General features: G+C 70.1%; 14 protein-coding genes. 13 read left to right on the forward strand and 1 reads right to left on the reverse strand.

What is annotated here, in order from left to right:
* Window positions 1-21: 21 nt before the first annotated feature.
* The 8 genes from VBO01S_RS12160 (at window position 22) to VBO01S_RS12195 (ending at window position 4,558) form a co-directional block, all read left to right on the forward strand.
* On the forward strand, window positions 22-666 hold the full coding sequence (locus tag VBO01S_RS12160; RefSeq protein WP_062474339.1) for a putative DNA-mimic protein: 645 nt from the start codon (window positions 22-24) through the stop codon (window positions 664-666).
* Window positions 667-707: 41 nt separating this feature from the next.
* Window positions 708-1,220 carry a phosphatase domain-containing putative toxin gene (locus VBO01S_RS12165; RefSeq protein ID WP_062474341.1) on the forward strand — a complete coding sequence of 171 codons (513 nt, stop codon included), beginning with the start codon at window positions 708-710 and terminating at the stop codon, window positions 1,218-1,220.
* Window positions 1,217-2,059 (forward strand): hypothetical protein, encoded by an 843-nt coding sequence (locus tag VBO01S_RS12170; protein ID WP_062474343.1) that lies wholly within the window; start codon window positions 1,217-1,219, stop codon window positions 2,057-2,059. Before VBO01S_RS12165 ends, VBO01S_RS12170 begins: the two co-directional genes overlap by 4 nt.
* A gap of 18 nt (window positions 2,060-2,077) precedes the next feature.
* The gene (locus VBO01S_RS12175) at window positions 2,078-2,425 is read left to right on the forward strand and encodes an NIPSNAP family protein (RefSeq protein WP_062474345.1); all 348 of its coding nucleotides are present in this window, start codon (window positions 2,078-2,080) and stop codon (window positions 2,423-2,425) included.
* A gap of 75 nt (window positions 2,426-2,500) precedes the next feature.
* The gene (locus tag VBO01S_RS12180) at window positions 2,501-2,866 is read left to right on the forward strand and encodes a nuclear transport factor 2 family protein (RefSeq protein WP_062474347.1); all 366 of its coding nucleotides are present in this window, start codon (window positions 2,501-2,503) and stop codon (window positions 2,864-2,866) included.
* Window positions 2,867-3,047: 181 nt separating this feature from the next.
* Window positions 3,048-3,485 carry a hypothetical protein gene (locus VBO01S_RS12185; RefSeq protein WP_062474348.1) on the forward strand — a complete coding sequence of 146 codons (438 nt, stop codon included), beginning with the start codon at window positions 3,048-3,050 and terminating at the stop codon, window positions 3,483-3,485.
* Between the two features lie 89 nt (window positions 3,486-3,574).
* Window positions 3,575-3,865: a DUF2277 domain-containing protein gene (locus tag VBO01S_RS12190; RefSeq protein WP_062474350.1), complete on the forward strand. Its 291-nt coding sequence runs from the start codon at window positions 3,575-3,577 to the stop codon at window positions 3,863-3,865.
* Window positions 3,866-3,931: 66 nt separating this feature from the next.
* Window positions 3,932-4,558: a LysE family translocator gene (locus VBO01S_RS12195; RefSeq protein ID WP_062474352.1), complete on the forward strand. Its 627-nt coding sequence runs from the start codon at window positions 3,932-3,934 to the stop codon at window positions 4,556-4,558.
* An 83-nt stretch (window positions 4,559-4,641) separates the two neighbouring features.
* On the opposite strand, the gene VBO01S_RS12200 is transcribed toward VBO01S_RS12195, so the two are convergent.
* On the reverse strand, window positions 4,642-4,848 hold the full coding sequence (locus VBO01S_RS12200; protein ID WP_062474353.1) for a hypothetical protein: 207 nt from the start codon (window positions 4,846-4,848) through the stop codon (window positions 4,642-4,644).
* A 183-nt stretch (window positions 4,849-5,031) separates the two neighbouring features.
* On the opposite strand from VBO01S_RS12200, the gene VBO01S_RS12205 reads away from it, so the two are divergent.
* The 5 genes from VBO01S_RS12205 to VBO01S_RS12225 form a co-directional block, all read left to right on the forward strand.
* Window positions 5,032-5,478 (forward strand): helix-turn-helix transcriptional regulator, encoded by a 447-nt coding sequence (locus VBO01S_RS12205; RefSeq protein WP_062474354.1) that lies wholly within the window; start codon window positions 5,032-5,034, stop codon window positions 5,476-5,478.
* Window positions 5,479-5,509: 31 nt separating this feature from the next.
* On the forward strand, window positions 5,510-5,920 hold the full coding sequence (locus tag VBO01S_RS12210) for a VOC family protein (protein WP_062474355.1): 411 nt from the start codon (window positions 5,510-5,512) through the stop codon (window positions 5,918-5,920).
* Between the two features lie 87 nt (window positions 5,921-6,007).
* Window positions 6,008-8,419 carry an ATP-binding cassette domain-containing protein gene (locus VBO01S_RS12215; RefSeq protein WP_062474356.1) on the forward strand — a complete coding sequence of 804 codons (2,412 nt, stop codon included), beginning with the start codon at window positions 6,008-6,010 and terminating at the stop codon, window positions 8,417-8,419.
* Between the two features lie 73 nt (window positions 8,420-8,492).
* Window positions 8,493-10,724 carry a penicillin-binding protein 1C gene (pbpC, locus tag VBO01S_RS12220; RefSeq protein WP_062474358.1) on the forward strand — a complete coding sequence of 744 codons (2,232 nt, stop codon included), beginning with the start codon at window positions 8,493-8,495 and terminating at the stop codon, window positions 10,722-10,724.
* On the forward strand, window positions 10,721-11,570 hold an 850-nt coding region (locus tag VBO01S_RS12225; protein WP_218005396.1), incomplete at its 3' end, for a TPM domain-containing protein. The genes pbpC and VBO01S_RS12225, both read left to right, overlap by 4 nt.

The raw sequence follows: 11,570 nt of genomic DNA on the forward strand, positions 1-11,570 counted from the left end.
ACCCACAACCTGGAGAACCCCATGGGCCTGGCCATTTGCGTCGGCATCCTCGCCGACCTGATCGAAAACGATCCCGAGAGCGCCGAACACTTCGAGGCAGATTTCGCCGCCGCGAACCGCAAGCTCGCCGAAGCCGGCCTGCCGCCGCACGTGGAGCCTCGCACGCTGCCGCCACTCGAATCCCGCGCGCCGCTCGACGGCCTGCCCTACTCGTTCATCCACTACCTGCGCCGCGCCTACGCGCACCGCGTGACGACGCCCGGCTGGATCGCCACGCCCCTGCCGGAGGACACCGATCCTACGGAAGACGAGACGCTCGAAGACGTGGCCGGCATGTTCGAAAGCCACCTGCTGTGCCACTCCGACGCGGAAGGCTTCTACCTGCCGGTCGACTTCGAAGAAGTGATCTTTGCCGGGGAAGACGAGACCGACCTGCCCGGCGGCATGCTCGGCTCGTCGTACCGCCTGCTCGAAGAACTGGTGCTGGTGGCGCCCGCGCTCGGCATCACGCTTTCGGACGGCGAGCTGTCGGACGAGGAAGCCGCGCGACTCGGCGACAGCATAGGCGAGGACGAAGGCCTCTACCGGGAAATCGAATCGTGGCTGCTGCTGTACGAATCGGCCCGGCTGAGCATCGCGCACAAGACGGCGATCGTTTTCACCTGAAGGCGATGCGGCTGATCGATCGGCTGTAAGGTCCGCAGACCATGTTCGAGACCACCATCCACTGGGTCCGCGACATACCGCCGCATCGGCTGGGCCTGATGGCACGTCCGCGCGGCGGTGAGCTGCTGCGCGCCGAGGTGGCGTCCTGGCAGCGTGCATCGCTGGACATGGTGGTCTCCCTGCTCGAGGCGCAGGAAATCAGGGCACTTGAACTCCGGGAAGAGCCTGCGCTGTGCGCCGAACATGGCATCGCGTTCCGGCATTTCCCGATTCCGGACCGAGGCCTGCCGGCATCGCAGCGGGACGCGGCGGCCTTCATTGCCGAACTGGGCGCCGAGCTGGTGAGCGGAAAGGCCATCGCCATCCACTGCCGCGCAGGCATCGGCCGCACGGGCCTCATCGCGGGCAGCCTGCTGCACGGGCTCGGCGTTCCGCGCCAGAACATCTTCCACCTGCTGAGCCGCTCGCGGGGCGTCGACATGCCCGACACACCGGAGCAGGCGGAATGGGTCGCGCAGTACATCCTCGGCACCCACCGCCCACCGCCCCCATGAAGAAGTCGATCCGCATCGGCCGCGCACCGGTCGATCCGCAGGCGCCGTCGCAAGGCGGGCACGACGGATCGCTCTCGTGCCCCAAGCCCTGGGACGCACTCGAAGCCACCGCCACACCCGGCGTCCGGTATTGCAGCGACTGCGGCAAGAACGTGTTCCAGGTGGACACCACCGAAGAGGTGCGCGAGGCCGCCCTGCTGGAGCGCTGCATCGCGGTCGCGGACGACAGCGCCCATGCCCGCACACACGACAGCGCAACGAACACGCACGACACCCGCCCCATGACGCCTCCAAACCGCATTCACTTCGCCGGCAACCCCTGGCCCGAAGGCCATCCCATCAAGGAGTTCCGCTGGACAGCGTCCGTGAGGAACAACGAGGTGTGGTTCGACCTGCACCTGCGCAGCGAAGACTACGACGCCGAGCGCGAGATCGACGAGCCCGAAGACGAGGACATCGATTACCCGTCCGACTGGGACGCGCCCGGGGTCTGGACCAACTACCACCGCTGCACGCTGTCGTCGACCGCCTGGGGCGACGGCGGCGGCTTCGCGGTCTGCGCACTGCAGGACTTCAGCCTGGCGCGACTCGACGGGCTCGAGGTCAGCATCGACCTGCCGCCGCCCGAAGACATGGAAGACAACGTCTTTCACATCTACCTGCTCGGACACGACGCTGCGGCCCACCACCGCATCCGCTTCGACCGCATCGCGGGCACCGACCGCTTCGACATCACGTGGACCGGAAAAATCGCGCTGGCCTACGCGGGCGACTGCGAATACAAGTACGACTTCAGCGCGCGGCTGCACGACGTCGAAGCACCGCGCATTCCCGCATGAACGCTGCCGTCCATTCCCATGAAGCGCCTGCTCGAAATCCGTACCTACCGCCTCAAGCCCGGCACCCTCGACGACTTCCACCGCGCGATGCATGAGCGCGCGGTGCCCATGCTGCGCAGCAAGGGCATGGACGTGGTGAGCTACGGCCGGTCGGACCACGAGGAAGAGAGCTACCACCTCGTGCGCGCCTACGCGAGTCGCGAGGCGTTGGAGGCCGAGCAGGCGGCGTTCTATGGCTCCACCGAATGGCGCGAGGGCCCGCGCAGCGCGCTGGTCGACCGCATCGAGACCTACCTGAACACACTGCTGTGGCTCTCGCCGGAGGGCGTCGACAGCCTGCGCGCGCTCAACGAACCAGCGCGTTGAACATCTGTCGACGACGCACGGTGCGCGGGCCTACACTGCGCCTCCCGTCATCCCCCCAACTCACTGGAGAAACGCATGAACACCCAGGAAATCGCCGCCAAGCTCGTGGCGCTGTGCAAAGCAGGGACATTCGATGAAGCCCAGGCGCTCTACGCGCCCGAGGCCGTCAGCGTCGAGGCCAGCGCGCCGCCCGGCATGTCGCGCGAGTCGGTGGGCCTGTCGGCCATCCGCGCCAAGGGTGAATGGTGGGTGGCCAACCACGAGGTGCATTCGTTCCAGGTGGCCGGCCCCTGGCCGCACGACGACCGCTTCATCGTGGGCTTTCGCTTCGACGTGACCATGAAGCCCACGGGCCAGCGCTTCACGATGGAAGAGATGGCGCTGTACACCGTCAAGGACGGCAAGATCGTGCGCGAAGAGTTCTTCTACGACGGCGACTGAGCCCGGGCAGGCGCGCGCCGCGACCGGATCGCCCGTCTGCTTCACCATTGTTGACGATTGAATCGTTCTCTCCATGGCAACGCCAATGGGCACCTCCCGCCTTCTGAACTAACGTCGAAACCGACGCCTGCACGGGCTGTCCGGCAGGCGCACCGGCGTTCATTCACAGAGGGAGGAAATCATGGTCACAGGACTCCACGTCACGCAACAACGCTCGTTCACCAACCCGGCGGACTACGAGGCTTTCTCGCTGATTCGCGTGCACAACCAGCGGCTCGCGCCGCTGGGCGGGCGCAACGCCTGGGTGGTGCTGAAGACGAACGCCGGCAAGCGCTGCTGCCGAATGATCCGGGGCATCGGCCGCGACCCGGGCTTCCCCGAAGACGGCATCGAGATCGACTACGAAACCCGGCTCGCGCTGCAGATTCCCAAGAGCAGCATCAACATGCAGGGCTTTCACGGCTGCGCGATGGAAATCCGCCGGGCCACCGCGCTCGAGGTGCTGCGCGCGCACTGGGATCACCCCGATCCCGCCTACCGCATCCCGCTGCAGATCAGCCTCGTGAGCTTCGTGCTGGGGGTGATCGGGCTGGGGCTGGGTGTCCTGAGCCTGAAGTAGCCTTTGCCCGGCGGGTGCTGCGCAACCAGGCGCTGTTTCGCTAGACTGGCCGCGCGGCCCCTGCGCCGCGCCTGACCGGAGCATTCGCCATGTGCCGCAGCATCAAGACCCTCTACAACTTCGAGCCCCCTGCCACCGAGCAGGAGATCCGCGCCGCCGCCCTGCAGTTCGTGCGCAAGCTCAGCGGCTTCAGCGTGCCCTCGCGCGCCAACGAGCAGGCCTTCGAGCGCGCCGTGGACGAGGTGGCCGCCACGGCCACGCGGCTGATCGACTCGCTGGTGACCACAGCCGAGCCGCGTGACCGGGTCATCGAGGCCGAGCGTGCCAAGGCGCGGTCCGCGCTGCGTTTCGGCGCACCTGCTTCGACCTCGGACGCATGAAAAAGACTTCGTTCCCGCGCTGAACGGCGCACCGCCCTTCCCACACCACCAGGAGCATCCATCCCCATGCCCATCGAACTCTGGCTCGCCTTCGTCGCCGCATCCGCGCTGCTGCTGATCATTCCGGGGCCGACCATCCTCACGGTGATCAGCTATTCGATGTCGCACGGCCGCCGCGCCAACGTGCCGCTGGTGGCCGCCGTGGCGCTGGGCGATTCGACCGCGCTCGTGGTGTCGCTGCTGGGCCTGGGCGCGCTGCTGGCCACCTCGGCCTTCTGGTTCACGGTGGTGAAGTGGGTGGGCGGCCTGTACCTGCTGTACCTGGGCATCAAGCTGCTGCGCGCCGGCATCTCGTCCACCGAGACCGCCGCGCCGGCGGCACCGGCCTCGCGCTGGCGCCTGTTCGCCAACACCTACCTGGTGACGGCATTGAACCCCAAGGGCATCGTGTTCTTCGTGGCCTTCCTGCCGCAGTTCATCAGCCCGGGCGCCGACGTGTCGCATCAGATGTGGGTGCTGGCCCTGACCTTCGTGGCGTTGGCCACGCTCAACGCCACGCTCTATGCGGTGTTCGCCAGCTCGGCGGGCCGGCTGCTCGCCTCGCCGCGCGCGCAGCGGCGCTTCCACCTGGCGGGCGGCTCGCTGTTGAGCGCGGCCGGCCTGTGGGCGCTGATGGCGCGTCGCGCTGCCTGAGCACATCCACACGCGCACAAGAAAAAAGACCGCGGGGCTGCGCGCCTCGCGGTCTTTTTCTTTGGGGGCCTTCGGCCCCGGTGTCAGTAGCGGTAGGGGTTGTTCGGCCGGCGGTCGTAGCGATTGGGCACGCCGTCGTTGTCGCGGTCGCGGTCGTAGCGGTTGGGCACGCCGTCACGGTCGCGGTCGTAGCCGTGGCCGCGCGGGGGCGGGCCCCGGTCGTAGGGGGCGACCACGCAACCAGCCAGGATGGCCGAGGCGGCCAGCAGAAGCGCGAGTGTTTTCGTCATGCGGAGTTCTCCTTGGGTGGGGCTGTACGGTCGGGCGCGCCTCCTGCGAGCCCGTACCGTATTGAAGCCCCGCCGCGTGCGCATCGGGTGTCCAGATGCAGGTGCTTGTGTGAAGTTCGTTACCGGATGTGGAACCTTTGCCTGCGCTTGAGCACGCCGTAGCGACGTGGCACGATCCCGCCGATGACCGCCACGCAGCCCCAGCCCTCCCTGTCCGACCTCGCACGGCTGCGCCGCGTGCGCGACCGCATCGACCGCGAGCACGCGCAGCCGCTGGACGTGGAAGCGCTCGCGCGCGACGCGAACATGTCGGCCGGCCACCTCAGTCGCCAGTTCCGCCTGGCCTATGGCGAGTCGCCCTACGCCTACCTGATGACGCGGCGCATCGAGCGCGCGATGGCGCTGCTGCGCCGGGGCGACCTGAGCGTGACCGAGGTCTGCTTCGAGGTCGGCTGCGCCTCGCTGGGCACCTTCACCACGCGCTTCACCGAGCTGGTGGGCGTGTCGCCCGGCGTCTACCGGCGCGAGGCGGCGCAGGCGACGGCGGGCATGCCGGCGTGCGTCGCCAAACAAGTGACGCGCCCGATCAGGAATCGAGAAGCGCGAAACCCCGAGTCGCACCTAGCATGACGGCCCGTACACACTTCGGCCCCTCGTCACCATGAACCTCAGCATCCACTCGAGCTTTCTTCCGCACACCGACCCGCAGGCCTCGCTGGCCTTCTACCGCGACACCCTCGGCTTCGAGGTGCGCAACGACGTCGCCTATGGCGGCATGCACTGGATCACGGTCGGCCCGGCCGGCCAGCCCGCCACCTCCATCGTGCTGTACCCGCCGGCCGCCACGCCCGGGCTCACCGACGACGAACGCCGCACCATCGCCGAGATGATGGCCAAGGGCACCTTCGCCTCGCTGCTGCTGGCCACGCCCGACCTCGAAGGCACCTTCGAGCGCCTGCAGGCGCGCAGCACCGAGATCGTGCAGGAGCCCACCGACCAGCCCTACGGGGTGCGCGACTGCGCGGTGCGCGACCCGGCGGGCAACCTGATCCGCATCCAGCAGACGCGCTGAGCCGGCCCGCCGGCGCCGCAGCCCCCTGACCTCCTGCACGGGCGCCGCCGCCGTCGCGGCCCCGTGTCCCTTCCAGAGAAAGACCCGATGAGCAGCAAGGCCCCGAAGAAGGAAGCAAAGAGCGCAACGCGCGCGAAGGACGCGAACGGCGGGCACGCCGCCGACCACCACGACCTCATCCGCGTGCAGGGCGCGCGCGTGAACAACCTGAAGGACATCAGCGTCGAGCTGCCCAAGCGGCGGCTCACGGTGTTCACGGGCGTCTCGGGCTCGGGCAAGAGCTCGCTGGTGTTCGGCACCATCGCGGCCGAGTCGCAGCGGCTCATCAACGAGACCTACAGCGCCTTCGTGCAGGGCTTCATGCCAACGCTGGCGCGGCCCGAGGTCGACGTGTTCGACGGCCTGACGACCGCGATCATCGTGGACCAGGAGCGCATGGGCGGCGACCCGCGCTCCACCGTCGGCACCGCGACCGACGCCAACGCGATGCTGCGCATTCTGTTCAGCCGCCTGGGCAAGCCGCACATCGGCTCGCCCAGCGCCTTCGCGTTCAACGTACCGTCGGTGAAGGCCACCGGCGCCATCACGGTGGAGCGCGGCGCCAGCAAGACGGTGAAGCAGACCTTCAGCCGCACCGGCGGCATGTGCCCGCGCTGCGAGGGCCGGGGCGCGGTCACCGACTTCGACCTGAGCGCGTTCTACGACGACAGCAAGTCGCTCAACGAAGGCGCGCTCACCATCCCGGGCTTCAGCATGGAAGGCTGGTACGGGCGCATCTTCAACGGCTGCGGCTTCTTCGACCCCGACAAGCCGATCCGCAAGTTCACCAAGAAGGAGCTCGAGGCCTTGCTCCACAAGGAGCCGACCAAGATCAAGATCGACGGCATCAACCTCACCTACCAGGGCCTCATCCCGCAGGTGCAGAAGTCGTTCCTGGCCAAGGACGTCGAGGCGATGCAGCCGCACATCCGCGCCTTCGTGGAACGGGCCGTGACCTTCACCACCTGCCCCGAATGCGAGGGCACGCGGCTGAGCGAGGCGGCGCGTTCGTCGCGCATCAAGAAGCTCAACATCGCCGAGGCCTGCGCGATGCAGATCAGCGACCTCGCCACCTGGGTCGGCGGCCTGAACGAGCCCTCGGTGGCGCCGCTGCTGGCCAAGCTGGCGCACACGCTCGATTCCTTCGTGGAAATCGGCCTCGGGTACCTCAGCCTGGACCGTCCCTCGGGCACGCTCTCGGGCGGCGAAGCGCAGCGCGTGAAGATGATCCGCCACCTCGGCTCCTCGCTCACCGACGTGACCTACGTCTTCGACGAACCGACCATCGGCCTGCACCCGCACGACATCCAGCGCATGAACGAGCTGCTGCTGCGGCTGCGCGACAAGGGCAACACGGTGCTGGTGGTGGAGCACAAGCCCGAGGCCATCGCCATCGCCGACCACGTCGTCGACCTCGGCCCCGGCGCGGGATCGGCGGGCGGCACGGTCTGCTTCGAGGGCAGCGTGGCAGCGCTGCGCACCAGCGGCACGCTCACGGGCCGGCACCTGGACGACCGGGCCGCGCTCAAGAAGAAGCTGCGCCAACCCACCGGCGCGCTGCCGATCCGCGGCGCCAAGGCGCACAACCTGCGCAATGTCGATGTCGACATTCCGCTGGGCGTGCTGGTGGTCGTGACCGGCGTGGCGGGCTCGGGCAAGAGCTCGCTGGTGCACGGCTCGATCCCCGCCGGCGCGGGCGTGGTGGCGGTCGACCAGGGCGCGATCCGCGGCTCGCGGCGCAGCAACCCGGCCACCTACACCGGCCTGCTCGACCCGATCCGCAACGCCTTCGCCAAGGCCAACGGCGTGAAGCCGGCGCTGTTCAGCGCCAACTCCGAGGGCGCCTGTCCCACCTGCAACGGCGCGGGCGTGATCTACACCGACCTGGCGATGATGGCCGGCGTGGCCACCGTCTGCGAAGAGTGCGAGGGCAAGCGCTTCCACGCCTCGGTGCTCGAACACCATTTCGGCGGGCGCGACATCAGCGAGGTGCTGGCGATGCCGGTGACCGAGGCCACGGCCTTCTTCGGCGAAGGCCCGGCGCGCACGCCGGCGGCGCACGCCATCCTGCAACGGCTGGCCGACGTGGGCCTGGGCTACCTGAGCCTGGGCCAGCCGCTCACCACGTTGTCGGGCGGCGAGCGCCAGCGGCTCAAGCTGGCCACGCACATGGCCGAGAAGGGCGGCGTGTACGTGCTCGACGAGCCGACCACCGGCCTGCACCTGGCCGATGTGGCGCAGCTGCTGGCCCTGCTCGACCGGCTGGTGGATGCGGGCAAGTCGGTCATCGTCATCGAGCACCACCAGGCGGTGATGGCGCACGCCGACTGGATCATCGACCTGGGCCCCGGCGCCGGCCACGACGGCGGGCGCGTGGTCTTCGAGGGCACGCCGGCCGACCTGGTCGCCCAGCGCGCCACGCTCACAGGACAGCATCTCGCGGCGTACGTGGGCACCTGACGCGTCCCGGAAGGCATGGCGGAGAATGGGCCGTCTCCGCTTTGCCTGCCGCCCCGCGGCCCCGTCTGCTGCGATGCCTCTTGCGTTCTCGTTTTCTTCCACCGCCCGGCGCACCCTGGCCGTGGTCCTGCTGACGGCAGCCGCCGCACCCTCGGCCTGGGCGCTGGCCAGCTTCGAAGAAGTGAAGCGCGACTTCCGTTCCTCCGAGACCGCCGTGCTCGACCGCCAGGGCGAGCTGCTGCAGCGCGTGCGCACCGACCCCACGGTGCGGCGCGGCCAGTGGACCGCGCTGGCCGACGTGTCGCCCGCGCTGCGCGCGGCCATGCTGCTGAGCGAGGACAAGCGCTTCTACGAACACAGCGGCGTCGACTGGCGCGCCGCCTCGGCCGCCGCCTGGGGCAACCTGTGGAACACGCGCACGCGCGGCGCCTCGACCATCACCATGCAGCTGGCAGGCCTGCTCGACGACGACCTGCGCCGCGCGGCGGGCGGGCGCAGCTTCACGCAGAAGATCGGCCAGACCGTGGCCGCCACGCAGCTGGAGCGCCGCTGGCGCAAGGACCAGATCCTCGAGGCCTACCTGAACACGGTGCCCTTCCGCGGCGAGATCGTCGGCATCGACGCGCTCTCGCGCACGCTCTTCAGCAAGGCCCCGAGCGGGCTCGACGCACGCGAGGCCGCCGTGGCCGCTGCGCTGGTGCGCGCGCCCAACGCCCGCCCCGCGCTGGTAGCGCAGCGCGCCTGCGAGGTACTGCGCGTGATGGAGCCCGGCGCCAAGACCGATTGCGAGGCGCTCGACATGTTCACCAGCGCCGTGGTGCAGCGGCGTGCGTTCGAGCCCAACGAGGGCATCGCGCCGCATGCCGCGCGGCGGGTGCTGCGTGAACTGCGCGATGCAGGGAACGACAAGGCCACCGCCCCCACCAACGTGCGCACCACGCTGCGCGCACCGCTGCAGCGCTACGCGCTCGACAGCCTGCAGCGCCACCTGCGCGAACTGCGCGACCGCCACGTGGAAGACGGCGCGCTCGTGGTGCTCGACAACGCGAGCGGCGAGGTGCTGGCCTGGGTCGGCTCCTCGGGCCCGCTGAGCCAGGCCGCCGAGGTCGACGGCGTGACCGCGCTGCGCCAGCCCGGCTCCACGCTCAAGCCGCTGCTGTACGCGCAGGCCCTGGCCGAGAAGCGCATCACGGCGGCCTCGCTGATCGAGGACTCGTCGGCGCAGATCAGCACCGCCAGCGGCCTCTACATTCCGCAGAACTACGACCGCCGCTTCAAGGGCCCGGTGTCGGCGCGCACCGCGCTGGCCGCCTCGCTCAACGTGCCGGCCGTGCGCACGCTGGTGATGGTGTCGCCCGAAGCCTTCGCGCGCGAGCTGCGCGCCGCCGGCCTGCCGCTGCGCGAGAGCGGCGACTACTACGGCTACAGCCTGGCGCTGGGCAGCGCCGAGGTGTCGCTGCTGTCGCTGGCCAATGCCTACCGCATGATGGCCAACGGCGGGCGCTTCGGGGCGACCACGCTCACGCCGCGCCCGCCTGCGCCGGCCGGCAAGGCGAAGCCTGCCGAGGCCGCGCCGCTGCTCGACCCGCGCGCCGCCTTCATCGTCAGCGACATCCTTTCCGACCCGAACGCGCGCACGCGCACCTTCGGCCTGGACAGCATCCTGTCCACCCGCTTCTGGACCGCCGTGAAGACCGGCACCAGCAAGGACATGCGCGACAACTGGGCCGTGGGCTGGTCGCAGCGCTACACGGTCGGCGTGTGGATCGGCAACGCCAGCGGTGCCTCGATGTGGGACGTGAGCGGCACCAGCGGCGCCGCGCCCGTGTGGGCCGAGGTGATGCGCTTCCTGCACGCGCGCGAACCCAGCCGCGCGCCCGCGCCGCCCGCCGGGCTGGTCGAGGCGCGCGTGAGCTTCGGCCCGGGCGCCGACGGCAGCCCACTCGAAGCGGCGCGCAGCGAATGGTTCTTGCAGGGCACTGAGCAGCCGCTGTTCGCGCTCGACACCGGCATGGCGAGCGACGCCGCCTCGGCGCGCATCACGGCGCCGGCCGACGGCACGATCCTGGCGCTCGACCCCGACATTCCGCCGCAGCGCCAGCGCGTGCGCTTCGAATCCGAAGGGCGCGGCGTGCAGTGGCGCATCGACGGCAAGTTCCACGCGCGCGGCAACAGCGCGCAGTGGCTGCCGTGGCCCGGGCGGCACCTGATCGAGCTGGTGGACGCCAGCGGCAAGGTGGTCGACCAGCGCCGGGTGGAGGTGCGCGGCGCGGGCGTGGTGGCGGCCAAGGGCGCGCGCCGATGAACGCGCCGATGCGCGTGCCGCTGTCGATGCCCCGCTGGCTGTCGCTGTGCCTGGGCCTGCTGCTCGTGCTGTGCCTGGCCGGCCCGCGCGCCGCGCAGGCCAAGCCCGTGCCGGTGCCGCCGATGAGTTCGCGCGTGGTCGACCTCGCGCAGGCGCTGCCGGCCGGCGAGGCCGAAGCGCTGCGCGCGCAGATCGCCGACATCCAGAGCCGCACCCAGGCCCAGCTCGCCGTGCTCATCGTGCCGACCACGGGCGAGGACACCATCGAGAACTACGCCACGCGCGTCTTCACGAAGTGGCGGCTGGGCCGCAGCGACGCCGACGACGGCATCCTGCTGCTCGTGGCGCAGAAAGACCGCCGCATGCGCATCGAGGTCGGCACCGGGCTCGAAGGCACGGTGACCGACATCCAGGCGGCCCGCATCATCGACCGCGAGATGGCGCCGCGCTTTCGCGAGGGCGACTTCGCCGGCGGCGTGCAGGCGGCCGTGGGCGCGCTCGCGCGGCTGCTCGACGGCGAGGTGGGCGTCGTCGCGCCCGAGTCGCAGCAGATCGCCGTGGACCACGCCGCCGCACCCGACGAAGAGAAAGTCACCAGCCTGACGCGCGGCGGCCACGTCACGCCCGAGGGCTGGGGCCTGCTGGGTGTGGTGCTGTGGGGCCTGGGCCTGGGCATCTACCACGGCCGCGGCATCGAGCGCGACCCGCCGCGCGGCAGCTCGGCCTCGCGGCGCGCCGAAGAGAAAAAACGCAAGGGCAAGCACAAGGGCAGCACGCGCCCCGAACCCTGGGCCGACGCCCTGGCGGCGATCGAGCCCGAACCGGCGCGTGCGCGCCCTGCCCCGC

The organism is Variovorax boronicumulans NBRC 103145, assembly GCF_001591345.1.
Lineage (GTDB): Bacteria > Pseudomonadota > Gammaproteobacteria > Burkholderiales > Burkholderiaceae_C > Variovorax > Variovorax boronicumulans.

Excerpts from the sequence above, each read along its gene's own strand:
- VBO01S_RS12210 (WP_062474355.1), top strand. The coding sequence starts at position 5,510 with ATGAACCTCAGCATCCACTCGAGCTTTCTTCCGCACACCGACCCGCAG.
- VBO01S_RS12215 (WP_062474356.1), top strand. The coding sequence starts at position 6,008 with ATGAGCAGCAAGGCCCCGAAGAAGGAAGCAAAGAGCGCAACGCGCGCG.
- VBO01S_RS12160 (WP_062474339.1), top strand. The coding sequence starts at position 22 with ATGGGCCTGGCCATTTGCGTCGGCATCCTCGCCGACCTGATCGAAAAC.
- VBO01S_RS12170 (WP_062474343.1), top strand. The coding sequence starts at position 1,217 with ATGAAGAAGTCGATCCGCATCGGCCGCGCACCGGTCGATCCGCAGGCG.
- VBO01S_RS12205 (WP_062474354.1), top strand. The coding sequence starts at position 5,032 with ATGACCGCCACGCAGCCCCAGCCCTCCCTGTCCGACCTCGCACGGCTG.
- VBO01S_RS12185 (WP_062474348.1), top strand. The coding sequence starts at position 3,048 with ATGGTCACAGGACTCCACGTCACGCAACAACGCTCGTTCACCAACCCG.
- VBO01S_RS12190 (WP_062474350.1), top strand. The coding sequence starts at position 3,575 with ATGTGCCGCAGCATCAAGACCCTCTACAACTTCGAGCCCCCTGCCACC.
- VBO01S_RS12165 (WP_062474341.1), top strand. The coding sequence starts at position 708 with ATGTTCGAGACCACCATCCACTGGGTCCGCGACATACCGCCGCATCGG.
- VBO01S_RS12175 (WP_062474345.1), top strand. The coding sequence starts at position 2,078 with ATGAAGCGCCTGCTCGAAATCCGTACCTACCGCCTCAAGCCCGGCACC.
- pbpC (WP_062474358.1), top strand. The coding sequence starts at position 8,493 with ATGCCTCTTGCGTTCTCGTTTTCTTCCACCGCCCGGCGCACCCTGGCC.
- VBO01S_RS12180 (WP_062474347.1), top strand. The coding sequence starts at position 2,501 with ATGAACACCCAGGAAATCGCCGCCAAGCTCGTGGCGCTGTGCAAAGCA.
- VBO01S_RS12200 (WP_062474353.1), bottom strand. The coding sequence starts at position 4,848 with ATGACGAAAACACTCGCGCTTCTGCTGGCCGCCTCGGCCATCCTGGCT.
- VBO01S_RS12195 (WP_062474352.1), top strand. The coding sequence starts at position 3,932 with ATGCCCATCGAACTCTGGCTCGCCTTCGTCGCCGCATCCGCGCTGCTG.